The organism is Streptomyces synnematoformans (assembly GCF_039531005.1).
Lineage (GTDB): Bacteria > Actinomycetota > Actinomycetes > Streptomycetales > Streptomycetaceae > Streptomyces > Streptomyces synnematoformans.
Genome location: NZ_BAAAPF010000150.1, coordinates 1 through 16,441, shown reverse-complemented (window position 1 = coordinate 16,441; position 16,441 = coordinate 1). Strand labels below are relative to the sequence as shown.

General features: G+C 73.1%; 14 protein-coding genes. 5 read left to right on the top strand and 9 right to left on the bottom strand.

The features are described from left to right. Both ABD317_RS21250 and ABD317_RS21245 read left to right on the top strand, forming a co-directional pair. Nucleotides 1-241: DUF4439 domain-containing protein (locus ABD317_RS21250; RefSeq protein ID WP_344291525.1), on the top strand; the 241-nt coding region annotated here is incomplete at its 5' end. 98 nt (nt 242-339) lie between these two features. Next, entirely contained in the window at nt 340-1,260 is a 921-nt protein-coding gene (locus ABD317_RS21245) for an aminoglycoside phosphotransferase family protein (protein WP_344291524.1), read from the top strand. A 22-nt stretch (nt 1,261-1,282) separates the two neighbouring features. Here the strand turns inward: ABD317_RS21245 and ABD317_RS21240 are convergent, their stop codons facing one another. The 7 genes from ABD317_RS21240 to ABD317_RS21210 form a co-directional block, all read right to left on the bottom strand. Then, on the bottom strand, nt 1,283-3,010 hold the full coding sequence (locus ABD317_RS21240) for a proline--tRNA ligase (RefSeq protein ID WP_344291523.1): 1,728 nt from the start codon (nt 3,008-3,010) through the stop codon (nt 1,283-1,285). A gap of 81 nt (nt 3,011-3,091) precedes the next feature. Next, nucleotides 3,092-3,625, bottom strand: coding sequence for a GNAT family N-acetyltransferase (locus ABD317_RS21235; RefSeq protein ID WP_027754912.1), 534 nt, complete (start codon nt 3,623-3,625; stop codon nt 3,092-3,094). A gap of 144 nt (nt 3,626-3,769) precedes the next feature. Then, nucleotides 3,770-4,615: a GNAT family N-acetyltransferase gene (locus ABD317_RS21230; protein WP_344291522.1), complete on the bottom strand. Its 846-nt coding sequence runs from the start codon at nt 4,613-4,615 to the stop codon at nt 3,770-3,772. Nucleotides 4,616-4,677: 62 nt separating this feature from the next. Continuing rightward, nucleotides 4,678-5,832, bottom strand: a complete 1,155-nt coding sequence (gene ispG, locus ABD317_RS21225) for a flavodoxin-dependent (E)-4-hydroxy-3-methylbut-2-enyl-diphosphate synthase (protein WP_027754914.1) — start codon at nt 5,830-5,832, stop codon at nt 4,678-4,680. Between the two features lie 178 nt (nt 5,833-6,010). Then, entirely contained in the window at nt 6,011-7,327 is a 1,317-nt protein-coding gene (locus ABD317_RS21220; RefSeq protein ID WP_344291521.1) for a M50 family metallopeptidase, read from the bottom strand. Nucleotides 7,328-7,357: 30 nt separating this feature from the next. Continuing rightward, the gene (dxr, locus tag ABD317_RS21215; RefSeq protein ID WP_344291520.1) at nt 7,358-8,626 is read right to left on the bottom strand and encodes a 1-deoxy-D-xylulose-5-phosphate reductoisomerase; all 1,269 of its coding nucleotides are present in this window, start codon (nt 8,624-8,626) and stop codon (nt 7,358-7,360) included. A gap of 17 nt (nt 8,627-8,643) precedes the next feature. Then, the gene (locus tag ABD317_RS21210) at nt 8,644-9,648 is read right to left on the bottom strand and encodes a sulfite exporter TauE/SafE family protein (RefSeq protein ID WP_344291519.1); all 1,005 of its coding nucleotides are present in this window, start codon (nt 9,646-9,648) and stop codon (nt 8,644-8,646) included. 146 nt (nt 9,649-9,794) lie between these two features. Between ABD317_RS21210 and ABD317_RS21205 the strand changes: the two genes are divergently transcribed. Beyond that, complete coding sequence (locus tag ABD317_RS21205) at nt 9,795-10,586, top strand: ArsR/SmtB family transcription factor (RefSeq protein WP_344291518.1); 792 nt, start codon at nt 9,795-9,797, stop codon at nt 10,584-10,586. A gap of 56 nt (nt 10,587-10,642) precedes the next feature. Here ABD317_RS21205 and ABD317_RS21200 read toward each other — a convergent pair whose 3' ends face one another. Beyond that, complete coding sequence (locus ABD317_RS21200; RefSeq protein WP_344291517.1) at nt 10,643-12,601, bottom strand: acyl-CoA dehydrogenase family protein; 1,959 nt, start codon at nt 12,599-12,601, stop codon at nt 10,643-10,645. Between the two features lie 412 nt (nt 12,602-13,013). Here ABD317_RS21200 and ABD317_RS21195 point away from each other — a divergent pair, with 412 nt between their 5' ends. After that, complete coding sequence (locus ABD317_RS21195; RefSeq protein ID WP_344291516.1) at nt 13,014-14,462, top strand: aldehyde dehydrogenase family protein; 1,449 nt, start codon at nt 13,014-13,016, stop codon at nt 14,460-14,462. 183 nt (nt 14,463-14,645) lie between these two features. Continuing rightward, complete coding sequence (locus tag ABD317_RS21190; protein ID WP_344291515.1) at nt 14,646-15,959, top strand: phospholipase D-like domain-containing protein; 1,314 nt, start codon at nt 14,646-14,648, stop codon at nt 15,957-15,959. A 54-nt stretch (nt 15,960-16,013) separates the two neighbouring features. Here ABD317_RS21190 and ABD317_RS21185 read toward each other — a convergent pair. Further along, a partial coding sequence (locus tag ABD317_RS21185) for a PucR family transcriptional regulator (protein WP_344291514.1) occupies nt 16,014-16,441 on the bottom strand: 428 nt, incomplete at its 5' end.

The window sequence follows — 16,441 nt, the reverse complement described above, 5'->3', positions numbered from 1 at the left end:
GGACGAGGCGGCCGCCGTCCGGCTGGCGGCCGAGCTGGAGGACCGGATCGCGGGCAGCTACGCCGACCTCGTCCAGGCCGCGGAGGGCGACCCGCGCCGCGAGGCGCCGGCCGCGCTGCGCGAGGCGGTGGTCCGGGCGGCGCGCTGGCGCGGGGGGAGCGTAGCCTTCCCTGGGCTGGCCGAACGCACGGCCGACACCGCGCCCGCGGGTCGGCAGGGCGGCACCGGCCGCACGGACTGACCCGCACGCCCGGCCGGCCGGCACCCGGCCGGCCCGGCACGAGAACGGCCCGGCACGAGGACGCACGTCGCTAGAGGACGCAAGAGGACACCGCCCGTATGGCATCTGCACCGCAGTACCGGCCCGAGCCGCCGGAGCGCCTGGTGCGCCACGTCTCCGCCCACGGCGCCCCGGGCCGCGCCTGGCTCGCCGGGCTGGCCGGCCTGGTCGACGGCCTGCTGCGGCGCTGGGCGCTGACGCCGGAGCGGGTGCACGCGCCGGGCGGGCGCACCAGCGTCCTCGTCCTCGTACGCCGTGAGGACGGCACTCCGGCCGCCCTGAAGGTCGCCTACGAGCCCGCGCGCATCGCGGCCGAGCGGCGCGCGCTGGAGCACTGGAACGGCGTCGGCGCGGTGCGGCTGCTGCGGGCCGACGCCCCCGCGGGAGCGCTGCTGCTCGAACGGCTGCAGGCGGACGTCAGCCTCCGCTCGCTGCCGGAGGCCAAGGCGCAGCTGGAGGCGGCGGCCACGCTGCAGCGGCTGTGGACCGCGCCGCCCGCCGACCGCGCCCTGCCGACGGTGCCGGAGCACACCGCGCGGCTCGCGGAGCGGCTGCGCGAGCTGCGCGCCGAGCCGTACGCGGAGCTGGTCGCCGCCGCGCTGGCGCGCCGCGAGGCGCTGCTCGGCGACCGGGCGGCGGCGGGGCCCGACGTGTTGCTGCACGGCGACTACCACCAGGGCGAGGCGCTGGCCGCCGAGCGGCTGCCGTGGCTGGCGGTGGGGCCGCGCCCGCTGGTCGGCGAGCGCGCGTACGACCTGGCCTGGCCGGCCCGGGACCGGGTCGACACCCTCGTGGCCGCGCCGGGCGCGGCGGCGGCGACGCGGCGGCGGCTGACGAAGCTGGCGGACTCCCTGGACGTCGACCGCGACCGGCTGCGCGGCTGGACGCTGTTCCGCTGCGTCGCGGCGGGCGTGACGGGCCTGGCCCGCGGCGACCGCAACGGCGGCGAACTCCACCTGGAGTACGCGAGCTGGCTCTGACCGCCCGCCGCGGACGGCCCGCTCAGTCAGCCGCCGTCAGCCGCGCCAGCGCCTCGTCCACCGGCAGCTCCTCGCGCTCCCCGGTGCGGCGGTCCTTCAGCTCCACCACACCGTCGCCCGCGCGCCGCCCCGCGACCAGGATCTGCGGCACGCCCATCAGCTCGGCGTCGGTGAACTTCACGCCCGGCGACACCGAGGCCCGGTCGTCCACCAGCACCCGCACCCCGGCCGCGCCCAGCTTCCCCGCCAGCTCCAGCGCCAGCTCCGTCTGCTTGGCCTTGCCCGCGGCGACGATGTGCACGTCCGCCGGGGCCACCTCGCGCGGCCAGCACAGCCCCAGCTCGTCGTGCGTCTGCTCGGCGAGCGCGGCGACGGCCCGGGAGACCCCGATCCCGTACGAGCCCATGGTCACCCGCACCGGCTTGCCGTCCTGGCCGAGGACGTCCAGCTCGAAGGCGTCGGCGTACTTGCGGCCGAGCTGGAAGATGTGGCCGATCTCGATGGCACGGTCCAGCTCGATGCCCGCGCCGCAGCGCGGGCAGGGGTCGCCGGGCTCGACGACGACCACGTCGAGGTACTCGTCGACCTCGAAGTCGCGGCCGCAGACCACGTTGCGCGCGTGCGAGTCGGGCTTGTTGGAGCCGGTGACCCACGACGTGCCGGGGGCGACGCGGGGGTCGGCCAGATAGCGGAAGGCCCGCTTCTCGGGGGGCCCGGTCATGCCCTGCGGGCCGACGTACCCGCGGACGAGGTCGGGGCGGTCGGCGAAGTCCTCGGCGGTGACGACCTCGACCTCGGCCGGGGCCAGCCGCTCGGCGAGCTTGCCGAGGTCGACCTCGCGGTCACCCGGCACGCCGACCGCGGTGATCTCGCCGTCGACCTTCACCAGCAGGTTCTTCAGCGTGGCGGAGGCGGGCACGCCCAGGTGCGCGGCGAGGGTCTCGATCGTCGGGGTGTCCGGCGTGTCCAGCTCCTCGACCGGCGGGTGCCCGTCGAGCGGGGCGGGCGGCACGGTCGTCGTCAGCGCCTCCGTGTTCGCCGCGAACCCGCAGGAGGGGCACTGCACGTACGTGTCCTCGCCCGCGGCGGCGGGGGCGAGGAACTCCTCGCTGGCCGAGCCGCCCATGGCGCCGGAGACGGCGGAGACGATGCGGTAGTCGAAGCCGAGCCGGTCGAAGATCCGCTGGTACGCCTCGCGGTGCAGCCCGTAGGAGGCGACGAGGCCGTCGTCGGAGGTGTCGAAGGAGTACGAGTCCTTCATGTGGAACTCGCGGCCGCGCAGCACGCCGGAGCGGGGCCGGGCCTCGTCCCGGTACTTGATCTGGATCTGGTAGAGGATCACGGGCATGTCCTTGTAGGACGAGCACTGGTCCTTGACCACCTGGGTGAACAGCTCTTCGTGCGTGGGCCCGAGGACGTAGTCGACGCCCTTGCGGTCCTTGAGCGCGAACAGCAGGTCGCCGTACTCGTCGGCGCGGCCCGTCGCCTCGTACAGCTCGCGGGGCAGCAGCGCGGGCAGCAGCACCTCCTGGCCGCCGATCGCGTCCATCTCCTCGCGGACGACCCGGGCCACGTTCTCCAGGACGCGCTTGCCGAGCGGCAGCCACGTCCACACCCCGGCGGACGAGCGGCGGACATAGCCCGCGCGGACGAGCAGCTTGTGGCTCGCGGTCTCGGCGTCGGCCGGGTCGTCGCGCAGCGTCTTGAGCATCATCCGGGACATGCGCTGAACGTGGCTGTGCTGGCTCATGCCCCGGACTCTAGCGCCGGACGCGGGCCCGCCGGTAATTCGGCCGCCGAAGCTGTGGACAACTCGCCGGTTGTGGACAAGTCAGCGCAGCAGCGGCAGCTCTGCCCCCATCACCACGTACGGGCTGGGGGCGCCGGGGAAGACCACCCGGCGGGCGAGGTCGCGGTAGCCGAGTTGCCGGTACAGATGGCGCGCGGGGCTCTCCACGTCGATGGCGGAGAGCAGGCTCCTGGGCTCGGCGGCGTCGTCGGTGATCCGGGTGATCAGCTCGCGGCCGATCCCGCGCTGCTGGAAGGCCGGGTGCACGTGCAGCTCGGTGATGACGAAGGCGTCGTCGAGCCAGCGGTCCTCGCCGACGGCGCGCAGATACGGCTGGACGACCGTGGACCACCAGTAGACGCGGTTGTTCGGCATGCCGTAGACGAACCCGGCGAGCCGGCCGGTGGCGGTGGTGGCCCCGAGCGCGCGGGCGCCGGCGTTGGTCAGGTGCCGCAGCACGACGTGGCGCCGTACGCCGATCTCGTCGTCGGTGAGCCCGAAGGCGACGGCCTGTACGGCGAGCGCGTCGTCCACTCGGGCGGCGAGGTCGAGGGGGCCGACGACGACGTCATCCATGGCTGGGCACCCTACCCTGCGCCGCACCCCGCCGGTCCGCCCCCGCGGTACGACCCGCGCACGGCCGCCCGGGCGGGCACGTCGCCCCTCCGTCCCCTCCGGCCGCCGGCCCGCGCCGCACGGCCCGGGGCCCGGGGCGCGTCGTCAGAACAGCACGCTCATGAAGGCCCCGACCTCGCGGAAGCCCACCCTGCGGTACGCCGCGCGGGCCACCGTGTTGAAGTCGTTCACGTACAGGCTGACCACCGGCGCCACCTCGCGCAGCGCGTACTGCAGGACCGCCGCGAGGCCCGTCTCCGACAGCCCGCGCCCGCGGTGCTCGGGCGCCACCCACACGCCCTGGATCTGGCACGCCTGCGGAGTCGCCGCGCCGATCTCCGCCTTGAAGACGACCTCGCCGTTCTCCACGCGCGCGAAGGACCTGCCGCCGCCGACCAGCTCCGCGACCCGCGCCTGGTACAGCAGCCCGCCGTCGCCGGCGAGCGGCGAGACGCCGACCTCCTCGGTGAACATCGCCACGCACGCCGGCATGATCAGGTCCATCTCGTCCTTGCGGATGCGGCGGACCAGCGGGTCGGGCTCGACGGCCGCGGGCACCGAGGTGGTGACCATCAGCGGCTGCCGGGCGCGCACCTCGCGCGCGGGTCCCCAGGCGGGCTCCAGCAGGGACCACAGCTCCGCGGTGGGCTCGGCCGGGCCGACGATCGAGGAGCAGCGCCGCCCGGCGCGCCGGGCGCGCTCGGCGAAGCCGCGCACGGCCTCGGGGGTGGCGCAGACAGGCACGAGGTTGGCGCCCGCGTAGCACAGCGACGTCAGCCGTCCGCCCGCATACCAGCCCCACAGCTCGCCGCCGAGCCGCCAGGGGTCGAGCCCGGCGACGGCGACGCGGGAGGCGACGAACGCGTTGGCGACCGGTTCGCGGTCGAGCACGGCACGGGCGGCGTCGAGCTCCGCGGGTTCGAGCAGCCGTGTGGTGGTGGTCGTCAACACAGCGGCACTGTACCTGTGCCCGCGCCCGCCCGCTTCCTGCGGATACGCCCCGTGTCCGGGGGTCAGCCGACCGTGACCTCGGGCTCTCCACCGGCGGCGCCGTCGGCCTCCATCCGCTCGGCGATCTTCATCGCCTCCTCGATCAGCGTCTCGACGATCTTCGACTCGGGGACGGTCTTGACGACCTCGCCCTTGACGAAGATCTGGCCCTTGCCGTTGCCGGAGGCGACGCCGAGGTCGGCCTCCCGGGCCTCGCCGGGGCCGTTGACGACGCAGCCCATGACGGCCACGCGCAGCGGCACCTCCATGCCGTCCAGGCCCGCGGTGACCTCGTCGGCCAGCTTGTAGACGTCGACCTGGGCGCGGCCGCAGGACGGGCAGGAGACGATCTCCAGCCGGCGCTCACGCAGGCCGAGGGACTCCAGGATCTGGATGCCGACCTTGACCTCCTCGACCGGCGGCGCGGAGAGCGAGACGCGGATGGTGTCGCCGATGCCCTCGCCGAGCAGCGCGCCGAAGGCGACGGCGGACTTGACGGTGCCCTGGAAGGCCGGGCCGGCCTCGGTGACGCCGAGGTGCAGCGGGTAGTCGCAGCGGGCGGCGAGCTGCCGGTAGGCGTTCACCATGACGACCGGGTCGTTGTGCTTGACCGAGATCTTGATGTCCGTGAAGCCGTGCTCCTCGAACAGCGAGCACTCCCACAGCGCGGACTCGACCAGCGCCTCCGGGGTGGCCTTGCCGTACTTCGCGAGCAGCCGCCGGTCGAGCGAGCCCGCGTTGACCCCGATACGGATCGGGGTGCCGGCGGCGGACGCGGCCCGGGCGATCTGCTTGACCTGGTCGTCGAACTTCTTGATGTTGCCGGGGTTCACGCGGACCGCGGCGCAGCCGGCGTCGATCGCGGCGTAGACGTACTTCGGCTGGAAGTGGATGTCGGCGATCACGGGGATCTGCGACTTCCGGGCGATCACGGGCAGCGCGTCGGCGTCGTCCTGCGTGGGGCACGCCACCCGGACGATCTGGCAGCCGGAGGCGGTCAGCTCGGCGATCTGCTGGAGGGTCGCGCCGATGTCGGAGGTGCGGGTGGTGGTCATCGACTGGACGGAGACCGGCGCGTCGCCGCCGACGGCGACCGAGCCGACCTGGAGCGTACGACTCGCCCTGCGCTCGGCCATCTTCAGCGGAACGGACGGCATTCCCAGCGAAACGGCAGTCATCTGGCGGCAACCCCTGTTGTACGGATCATGGCCCCCGCCGGACGAGGGCCCGGTACCCGAGATTACGGCACCCGCCGACCGCTCCGCGGCCGGTGTCCCGGGCGGTCACCGGAAGTGTCGGCAAAACGGCACCGAACGTTTACCGGCGGTGCACCGGGACCGCCGTGCGCCGCCGGCGTCAGCCTGTGAGCTGCACCGGGTTCACCACGTCCGCCACGAGCACCAGCAGCGTGAAGCAGATGAACACCCCGGCGACGACGTACGCCACCGGCATGAGCTTCGCCACGTCGAACGGCCCCGGGTCGGGCCGCCGGAAGACCCGCGCGAACGCGCGCCGTACCGACTCCCACAGCGCCCCCGCGATGTGCCCGCCGTCCAGCGGCAGCAGCGGCAGCATGTTGAACAGGAACAGCGACAGGTTGAAGCCCGCCACCAGCAGCAGCATCGACGCCACCCGCTGCTCGGGCGGGATGTCGAGGTTCAGCACCTCGCCGCCCACCCGGGCGGCGCCGACGACGCCGACCGGCGAGTCCTCCTGGCGCTCCTCGCCCTGGAACGCCGCGTTCCACAGGTCGGGGATCTTCGACGGCAGCGCGATGAGCGCGTCGACGCCGTTGACCACCATGTCTCCCATGCGGTCCACCGACTGGCCGAAGTCCTGCTTGACGATGCCGCTGGCGGGGGTGAAGCCGAGGAAGCCGGCCTTCACGTACTCGCCGTCGACGTAGCCGCCGTCGCCGTCGCTCTTAGTCACCGTGTTCTCGGTGAGCGTGGGGTGCAGGTCGACGCGCTTGCCGTCGCGCTCGACGGTGACGGTGGCCGGGCCGATGGTGTCGCGGATGCTGGTCTGCAGGGTCTCCCAGTCGTCGATCGGGCGGCCGTTGAACCCCACGATCCTGTCGCCGCGCTCCAGCCCCGCGGCCTTGGCCGGGGCGGCGGGGTCGCTGTCCCGGCACTTGCGGTCCGGGTTCTCGGCGACCGCCTCGGCCTTGATCACGCAGTCGGACACGGAGCCGACGGTGGTGGTCTGGGTGGCGATGCCGAACGTCATCATCACTCCGACGAACACCACGACGGCCAGCACCAGGTTCATGAACGGCCCGGCGAACATGACGATGACCCGCTTCCACGGGGCCCGGGTGTAGAACAGCCGCTTCTCGTCGCCGGGCTGCAGCTCCTCGTACGCCGCCTGCCGCGCGTCCTCGATCATGCCGCGGAACGGCGACGTGGAGCGCCGCTGCACCCGGCCGTCCTCGCCCGGCGGGAACATCCCGATCATGCGGATGTAGCCGCCGAGCGGGATCCACTTGATGCCGTACTCCGTCTCGCCCTTCTTCCGGGACCACATCGTGGGGCCGAAGCCGACCATGTACTGCGGGACGCGGATGCCGAACATCTTGGCCGTGCTGAGGTGGCCGAACTCGTGCCAGGCGATGGAGAAGAGCAGTCCGAAGGCGAAGACGACGATGCCGAGAACCGTCATGAATGCCGTCATGTACGCACCTTCGCCGTCACTGTGTCGTGGTCACTTTGTCGTGCTGTCGGCGGGCAGCCCGGCCAGCTCCCTGGCCCGGGCGCGCGCCCAGGTCTCGGCTTCGAGGACGTCCGCGACCGTCAGCCGGGTTCCCGGATCGTCCGTGCCGTGCTCCGCGACGACCTGGCTGACGGTGTCCATGATGCCAAGAAACGGCAGCTTGCCGGTGAGGAAGCCGTCGACGCACTCCTCGTTCGCGGCGTTGAAGACCGCCGGGGCGGTGCCGCCGAGGGCGCCGACGTGGCAGGCCAGCGGCACGGACGGGAACGCCTTCTCGTCGAGCGGGAAGAACTCCCAGGAGGAGGCGGTGGACCAGTCGAAGGCGGGCGCGGCGTCCGGCACCCGGTCGGGCCAGCCGAGCGCCAGCGCGATCGGCATCCGCATGTCGGGCGGGCTGGCCTGGGCGAGGGCGGAGCCGTCGGTGAACTCGACCATGGAGTGCACGTAGGACTGCGGGTGGACGACGACCTCGATGCGGTCGAAGGGCACGTCGTAGAGCAGGTGCGCCTCGATGACCTCCAGGCCCTTGTTGACCAGGGTGGAGGAGTTGATGGTGACGACCGGGCCCATGTCCCACGTGGGGTGGGCGAGCGCCTGCTCGGGAGCGACGTCCTTCAGCTCGTCGCGCGTCCGGCCGCGGAACGGGCCGCCGGAGGCGGTGACGAGCAGCTTGCGCACCTCGCCGCGGGAGCCGCCGAGCAGGGCCTGGTAGAGGGCGGAGTGCTCGGAGTCGACGGGGACGATCTGGCCGTGCCGGGCGATCTCCTTGACCAGCGGGCCGCCGACGATCAGCGACTCCTTGTTGGCCAGCGCCAGCATCCGGCCGGCCCGGAGGGCGGCGAGGGTGGGCGCGAGGCCGATGGAGCCGGTGATGCCGTTGAGGACGGTGTGGCACTCGTCGGCGGCGACCTCGGTGGCGGCGTCCGGGCCGGCCAGCACCTCCGGCAGCGCCGCGCCGGCCCCGTACCGGGCGGCCAGCGCCTCGCGCAGCTCGCCGGCCTTGTCGGCACGGGCGACGGCGACGCGGCGCACCCCCAGCCGGTGCGCCTGCTCGGCCAGCAGCTCCACCCGGCCGCCCGCCGCCGACAGGGCGGTGACGCGGAACCGGTCGGGGTTGCGCTGCACGATGTCGATGGCCTGGGTGCCGATGGAGCCGGTCGAGCCGAGGATGACGATCTCGCGGGGGCCGTCGTCGGCGGTCGCGGCGCTCGCGGAGCGCAGGTGCGGATCGGCGAGCGGAGCAGCAGAGGTCTCGGTCATCGCCCCATTGTGTCGGCTCAGACTTGGCGCCGAGCAGATGCCCTCCCGATGCCGTCCGCCGTTGGCCCGCCCGTCGGTTCGCCGACGGCTTCCGGTGCCGTTTCCGCGGTTTCCGCCGGCTCCGCGGTTTCCGCCGGCTCCGCCGGCTCCGTCCCCGGCCGCGGGCGGCGCGGGCGGCTGCTGACCACGGCGTACCCGGCGAGCAGGGCGGTGGCGGGCACGATGACGGCCTCCGGCACGTGCACCAGGGACAGCCCGGTCGCCAGCAGGATGATCGCCAGCACCCAGCGCAGCACGCCGCCGGGGGCGCGGGTGGAGAGCACGGCGCCGACGAGCACGCCGGGGATGGCGCCGAGGAGCAGCACGGCGGCGAGCCCGAGGCTGGCGTCGCCGACGATGAAGTGGCCGGCCGCCGCGGCGGCGACGATCGGGATGGCCTGGACGAGGTCGGTGCCGACGAGGTGGTTGGCCTTCAGCCGGGGGTGCACGAGCATCAGCATCACGATGATCAGCGACCCCGAGCCGACCGACGTCATGCCGACGACGAGGCCGCCGACGAGCCCGATGAGCAGCGTGGCCCCGGGCCGTACGGGCACGTGCGCGTCCTCGGCCGCCGTGCCGTCCCGCCCGGCGCGCCGCCGGTCCAGCCACATCCGGGCGAGCATGCCGGTCACGGCGAGCAGCAGGGCGGCGCCGATGACGATCTTCACCCGGCTCTGCAGCTCCTCGCCCTCGCCGAGGAACTGCAGCAGGAAGGCGCCGCAGAACGCGGCCGGCACCCCGGTGGGCAGGAGCCATCGGACGACGTCCCAGCGGACGGTGCCGGCCTTCTGGTGCACGGCGGCGCCGAACGGCTTCATGAGCACCGAGGTCGCCAGGTCGCTGCCGATGGCCTGGGTGGGGTTGACGCCGAAGACGGTGACCATGAGGGGGGTCATGAGGGCGCCGCCGCCCATCCCGGTCAGACCGACCATGCAGCCGACGAGGGCTCCGGCCGCGACCATCGACCACGAGAAGTCCATAGACATCGATACTAGGGATTTCCTATCGGGATGCTAGGGATAACCTTCGGCCATTTTCGCGCGAGCACCGTGAGCTGCGCCACTCGACGGGGCCGGCTTGACAGGCAACCTTTTGGTTGCCAATCTTCGGGGCAGAGGTGGTGACCATGGACGACGTCTTCCGGGCGCTCGCCGACGGCAGCCGCAGAGAGCTGCTGGACCGCCTCAACGAGCGCAACGGCCAGAGCCTGCGCGAGCTGTGCGCGGGCCTGGACATGAGCAGGCAGGCGGTCAGCAAGCACCTCGCAGTGCTGGAGTCCGCCGGCCTGGTCAGCGCCGTACGGCACGGCCGGGAGAAGCTGCACTACCTCAACCCCGTGCCGATCCACCAGCTGGCCGACCGCTGGATCGGCCGGTACGAGCGCGGCCGCCTCGGCGCCCTGTCCGCGCTCAAGGACGCGTTGGAGGGAAACCCCGTGAACAAGCCCGCATTCGTCTACACGATCTACATCGACACCACGGCCGAGAAGCTCTACGAGGCGCTGACGACGCCCGAGTTCCTGAAGCAGTACCACGGCGGCTGGGCCCCCGTGTCCGACTGGCAGGCCGGCTCCCCCGTCTACTGGCCGGTCGAGGAGAACGGCGAGCCGCAGGACCTCGGGCAGCGCGTCCTGGTGGCCGAGCCCGGCAAGCGGCTAGTGTACACCTGGCACACGCTGCAGCCGATGCACCAGGAGATGCTGGGGATGTCCGACGAGGAGTTCGCGGCGGCCCGGCAGGAGCGCTCACAGGTGGCCTTCGACATCGAGCCGGCCGAGATCCCGCAGCTGGGCGTGAAGCTGACCATCACCCACGACGGCTTCGACAGCCCGGAGAGCAGGATGCTGGAGAGCGTCAGCGGCGGCTGGGTGATGCTCGCCTCGCAGCTGAAGTCCCTCCTGGAGCGGCAGCCGGCCTGACCCGCGGCCGCCGGCGGCCCCGGCGGCGCCCGGGCCGTGGGCGCCGCCGGAGCCCGCTAGCGGATGGGCCGGTGCACGTTCGGCGTCTGCGCCGGGCCCGGCTCGGCCGCCGCGATCCACGGGCCGTCGCCCGACGGGTCGACGATGCCGTCCTCCAGCCAGGTGTACGCGTCGTCCAGCACCCGGCGCACCACCCTGCCGTCCAGGTCGTCGGTGTTCGTCCACAGCCGGCCGAACAGCTCCTCCACCCGGATACGGGCCTGCCGGCAGAAGACGTCGGCCAGCTCGTACGCCTCCTTGCCGTGCCCGCCCCGCCCCGCGGCGGTGCGCAGCATCTCGGCCCGTACGCACGCGGCGCTCATCGCGAACAGCTCCGCGCCGATGTCCACCACCCGGCCGAGGAAGCCCTGCTTGGTCTCCATCCGCCCCTGCCAGCGGGACATGCCGTAGAACGTGGAGCGCGCCAGCCGGCGGGCGCTGCGCTCGACGAAGCGCAGGTGGGTGGAGAGGTCGCGGTGCCCGGGCGGGTGGAACTCGCCGTACGTCCGCGGCACCTGCCCCCTGCCGGCGACGAGCTTCGGCAGCCAGCGGGCGTAGAAGCCGCCGGCCCGCGCGCCCGCGCGCGCCTTCTCGGAGAGGTTCTTCTGCGGGTCGATGAGGTCGCCGGCGACCTTGAGGTGGGCGTCGACCGCCTCGCGGGCGATGAGGAGGTGCATGATCTCGGTCGAGCCCTCGAAGATCCGGTTGATCCGCAGGTCCCGGACCATCTGCTCGGCCGGGACCGCCTTCTCGCCGCGGGCGGCGAGCGAATCGGCGGTCTCGTAGCCGCGGCCGCCGCGGATCTGGACCAGCTCGTCGGCCATGAGGCTGGCCATCTCCGAGCCGTAGAGCTTGGCGAGCGCGGCCTCGATGCGGATGTCGTTGCGGTCCTCGTCGGCCATCTGCGACGACAGGTCGAGGACGGCCTCCAGGGCGAAGGTCGTGCCCGCGATGAACGAGATCTTCGAGCCGACGGCCTCGTGCCTGGCGACCGGCCGGCCCCACTGCTCCCGGGCGCCGCCCCAGCCGCGGGCGATCTTCAGGCACCACTTGCCGGCGCCCACGCAGAGCGCGGGCAGCGAAAGGCGGCCGGTGTTGAGCGTGGTCAGCGCGATCTTCAGCCCGGCGCCCTCGGGGCCGATGCGGTGGGCGGCGGGGACGCGCACCCGGTGGAAGCGGGTGACGCCGTTCTCGATGCCGCGCAGGCCCATGAACCGGTTGCGGTTCTCGACGGTGACGCCCTCGGCGCCGGCCTCGACGACGAACGCCGTGATGCCGCCCTTGTGGCCCTCCGACTTCGGCACCCGGGCCATCACCACGAGCAGGTCGGCGACGACGCCGTTGGTGGTCCAGAGCTTGACGCCGTCGAGCAGGTAGTCGGCGTCGGGGCCGTCGCCGTCGGGGACGGCGGTGGTGGCCAGCCGGGCCGGGTCGGAGCCCACGTCGGGCTCGGTGAGGAGGAAGGCGGAGATGTCGGTACGGGCGCACCGGGGCAGGAACGTCTCCTTCTGCTCCTCGGTGCCGAAGATCTTCAGCGGCTGCGGCACGCCGATCGACTGGTGCGCGGAGAGCAGCGCGCCGACGGCGGGGCTCGCGGTGCCGATGAGGGCGAGGGACTTGTTGTAGTACACCTGCGTGAGGCCCAGACCGCCGTACTTCCGGTCGATCTTCATGCCGAGGGCGCCGATCTCCTTCAGCCCGCGCACGGTCTCGTCCGGGATCTGCGCGTCGCGCTCGATCCGGGCCCCGTCGATCCGCGTCTCGCAGAAGTCGCGCAGCTTGGCGAGGAACGCCTCGCCGCGCTCCACGTCCTCGGGCGCGGGCTCGGGGTGCGGATGGATGAGGTCGAGCCGGAAGCGGCCGAGGAACAGCTCCTTGGCGAAGCTGGGTTTGCGCCAGTCCTGCTCGCGCGCGGCCTCGGCGACCTCCCGGGCTTCCTTCTCGGAGACGGACGGCCGTGTGGATGGTGCGGTCATGAGGGAACTCACCTCACCGCTGAGTCGGGGTGCTACCAGCCGGTGCTACTTGTGCGTATGTACCCGGTCAGGCGGGGAGGGAACACCCCGCGCGCCAATCGGGTGCCACACCCCGGCCACACGTCCCGCACGCCCGGCGTCCCCTCCGGAGCCCCCGCAGCCTCCCGGCCTCCCAGTCTCCCGGGTCTCCCCGCACTCCCACCCAAGGGTAGGCCGACCCTCCGACAAGATCACCCGCCCGGCGGGACGCGCGGGCACCGCCGGGCGCGGGGTGCGGAGCCGGGACGGATGCGCCCACTCTGCCGTCGCGTAGCGGCACGGCCCCCGAGTGCTACGCGCCGGACAACGCACCCCGCCCCGCCGACCGCCTACCGTGGGCAGCAGAGGTACGCATCTCCGGAGGGACTCTGCCGTGACTTCCACACAAGCGTTCTGGCTCGCCGGCCGGCAGGAGACCGGCGAGGACACCCTAGACGTCACCTCGCCCTGGGACGGCCGCACGGTCGGCACGGTGAGCATCCCCACCGACGCCCAGATCGAGGAGGCCGTCGCCGCCGCGCACGCGGTGAAGGACGAGCTGGCCGCCACCCCCGCACACGTGCGCGCCGCGGCGCTCGACCACGTGACCAGGCAGATCGCCGCACGCGCCGAGGAGATCGCCCGGCTGATCTCCGCCGAGAACGGCAAGCCGATGAAGTGGGCCCGCGGCGAGGTCGGCCGCGCCGTGTCCACGTTCCGCTTCGCCACCGAGGAGACCCGCAGGTGGGGCGGCGGCGAGGGCCAGCGGCTCGACACCGACCCCGGCGGCACCGGCCGGCTGGCGTTCAGCCGCCGCTTCCCGTACGGCCCGGTCCTCGGCATCGCGCCGTTCAACTTCCCGCTGAACCTGTGCGCCCACAAGGTCGCCCCCGCGCTCGCCGTGGGCGCCCCGATCATCCTCAAGCCCGCGCCCGCCACCCCGCTGACGGCGCTGCTGCTCGGCGAGCTGCTGTCGGAGACCGACCTGCCGGCCGGCAGCTGGAGCGTGCTGACGGTGCCGAACGACCGCATGCCCGACCTCACCGAGGACGACCGGCTGCCGATCATCTCCTTCACCGGCTCCGACCGGGTCGGCTACGCGATCCAGGAGGCCGTCCCCGGCAAGCGGGTCACCCTGGAGCTGGGCGGAAACGGCGCCGCCGTCGTCCTCGGCGACTACGCCTCCGAGGCCGACCTCGACCACGCCGCGCAGCGCATCGGCGCGTTCGCCAACTACCAGGCGGGCCAGTCCTGCATCTCGGTCCAGCGCGTGATCGCCGACGCCTCGGTGTACGAGCGCCTGGTGCCGAAGGTCGTCGCGGCCGTCGAGGCGCAGGTGAACGGCGACCCGTCGGACGACGCCACCGACGTCGGCCCGATGGTCAGCGAGGACGCGGCCAAGCGGCTGGAGTCGTGGGTCGACGAGGCCGTGGGCGCCGGCGCCCGGCTGCTGACCGGCGGCAAGCGGGACGGGGCGTCGTACGCGCCGACGGTGCTGACGGACGTGCCGACGGACGTGAAGATCTCCTGCGAGGAGGCGTTCGGCCCGGTGGTGACGCTGCAGCGGGCGGACGGCGAGGAGGCCGCGTTCGCGGCGGTCAACGACTCGAAGTACGGCCTGCAGGCGGGCGTGTTCACGCACGACGTGCAGAGCGCCTTCCGGGCGCAGCGGAAGCTGGAGGTCGGCGGTGTGATCGTCGGGGACGTCCCGTCGTACCGCGCGGACCAGATGCCGTACGGCGGCGTGAAGCGCTCCGGCGTGGGACGCGAGGGCGTGCGGTACGCGATGCAGGACTACACGTACGAGAAGGTCATGGTCTTCACGGGCCTCGACGCGCTCTGACGGCACGCGCGCCCACCGCGCGCACAGCCGTGTGGACCCCCGGGGCGCCCCGGGGGTCCACACGTTTCGGTCAATCCGACAATAACTACGAATTATCTATGACAGGCCCATGACAAGCACCCCTGTCGCCCTCTAATGTGCTCGGCGACCACCGACTTCCCGGCATCCAGGGGGATTCCTCATATGAGACGCTTACGCGCCTGGCGCCCCGCGGGCGTGGCCACCGTCCTGCTCGCGCTCACCGCGACCCTCGTCTCCGGCGCCACCGCCGCCGAGCCGGAGCGGCGGGACGCCGCGGAGCCGGGCGCCGCCGCCGTCCCGGCCGCCGCGGCGAAGCCCGTCATCAACGGCCCCGTCTTCAACGACCCGCTCGGCTCCGCCGCCCAGCGCGGCGCCGTCTTCACCCAGCTGACCGCCCTCATCGACGCCACCCCGGCGGGCCAGACCATCCGCTCCTCGATGTTCGAGTTCGACGACCCGGACGTCGCCGACGCCTTGATCGCCGCGCACCGCCGCGGCGTCGCCGTCAAGGTCATCGTCGACGACGCCACCAGCGAGGGGAACAGCGCGGCCTGGCCCGTCCTGCGCTCCGCGCTGGGCACCGACGACACACGGCGGTCCTGGATCGTCGTCTGCGACGACCGGTTCGAGGACGACGACGGCGTGGACGACGTCAGCCGCGGCTGCGCCGCGACGCCGCCGCCGGGCCCGGCCTACAACCACAACAAGTTCTTCGTCTTCTCCCGGGTCGGCCCCTTCGCCGACGGGACCAGCTACGACAAGGTCGTCTTCCAGTCCTCCTCCAACCTCACCGACTGGTACCGGACCGAGTCGTACAACGACGCCGTGACCTTCGCCGACGCCGCCGTCCACGACGGCTACGCGACGTTCCACGACGACCTGCGCCGGCTGCGCCGCTCGGCGGACGGCGACAACACGTACTACCGGTCCACGCCCACCGGCTCCACCTACCGCGCGTTCTTCTACCCGCGGGGCGACTCCGACTACGGCAACCCGGCCACCGACACCGTCGTCAACATCCTCGACGAGGTGGCGTGCGCGTACACCGGCACGGACGGCAAGCGGCACCAGACCGACATCCGCGTCGCCATGTTCCAGTTCCTCGGCTCCCGCAAGCAGGTGGCGCAGAAGCTCGCGCAGAAGCGGGCGCAGGGCTGCTGGGTCGACGTCGTCTACAGCGAGGGCGACGCGACGGTCGAGGGCATCCTCGACAACGCGGGCATCCAGCGGCAGTACTGCAACTTCACCAACGGCCCGGGCATCGACGTGCGCACGCACACGAAGTTCTGGCTGCTGGACGGCGAGTTCAACGGAGGCATCACGCCGCGGGTGTACACGGGCAGCCACAACTGGACGGGCTCCGGGCTGCGCTCCGCCGACGAGGCGATGCTGCGGATCACGAGCGCGGACTACCACGCGAAGTACCTGTCGTACTTCTACAAGATCCGCGACACCTGCAGGGCCCGTACGCCGTAACCCCTCCCGCGGCTCCGCGGCCGGGCCGGGACGCGGGTCCCGGCCCGGCCCCGGCTACGCCTTGAGGGCCAGCCACAGCTCCATCCGCGTGTCCGGGTCGTCCAGCGACCGCCCGAGGATCTCCTCGACCCGCCGCATCCGGTACCGCAGGGTGTGCCGGTGCACGCCGAGGTCGGCCGCCGCCGCGTCCCACTGGCCGTGCCGCGACAGCCACGCCCGCAGCGAGGCGACGAGGTCGCCGCGGCCCCGCTCGTCGTGCTCGCGCAGAGCGCGCAGCGTGCCGTCCGCGAACGCCTGCACCGCGTCGTCCGCCAGCAGGTCCATCACCGACCCGGCCGTGACGTCCTCGTGCTCCACCAGCACCCGCCCGCGCCGGCGCGCCACCGACAGCGCCTGCTCCGCCTGCTTGTACGCGACCGTCACCACCGCCGGCCAGCCCAGCGCCGACACCCCGGCGACCAGCGGCAGCGCCGCCCGCCCCG

What these genes read in the sequence shown, in the direction of transcription:
- ABD317_RS21205 (WP_344291518.1), top strand. Translation starts at nt 9,795, where the DNA reads ATGGACGACGTCTTCCGGGCGCTCGCCGACGGCAGCCGCAGAGAGCTG.
- ABD317_RS21190 (WP_344291515.1), top strand. Translation starts at nt 14,646, where the DNA reads ATGAGACGCTTACGCGCCTGGCGCCCCGCGGGCGTGGCCACCGTCCTG.
- ABD317_RS21235 (WP_027754912.1), bottom strand. Translation starts at nt 3,625, where the DNA reads ATGGATGACGTCGTCGTCGGCCCCCTCGACCTCGCCGCCCGAGTGGAC.
- ABD317_RS21245 (WP_344291524.1), top strand. Translation starts at nt 340, where the DNA reads ATGGCATCTGCACCGCAGTACCGGCCCGAGCCGCCGGAGCGCCTGGTG.
- ABD317_RS21200 (WP_344291517.1), bottom strand. Translation starts at nt 12,601, where the DNA reads ATGACCGCACCATCCACACGGCCGTCCGTCTCCGAGAAGGAAGCCCGG.
- dxr (WP_344291520.1), bottom strand. Translation starts at nt 8,626, where the DNA reads ATGACCGAGACCTCTGCTGCTCCGCTCGCCGATCCGCACCTGCGCTCC.
- ABD317_RS21240 (WP_344291523.1), bottom strand. Translation starts at nt 3,010, where the DNA reads ATGAGCCAGCACAGCCACGTTCAGCGCATGTCCCGGATGATGCTCAAG.
- ispG (WP_027754914.1), bottom strand. Translation starts at nt 5,832, where the DNA reads ATGACTGCCGTTTCGCTGGGAATGCCGTCCGTTCCGCTGAAGATGGCC.
- ABD317_RS21220 (WP_344291521.1), bottom strand. Translation starts at nt 7,327, where the DNA reads ATGACGGCATTCATGACGGTTCTCGGCATCGTCGTCTTCGCCTTCGGA.
- ABD317_RS21210 (WP_344291519.1), bottom strand. Translation starts at nt 9,648, where the DNA reads ATGGACTTCTCGTGGTCGATGGTCGCGGCCGGAGCCCTCGTCGGCTGC.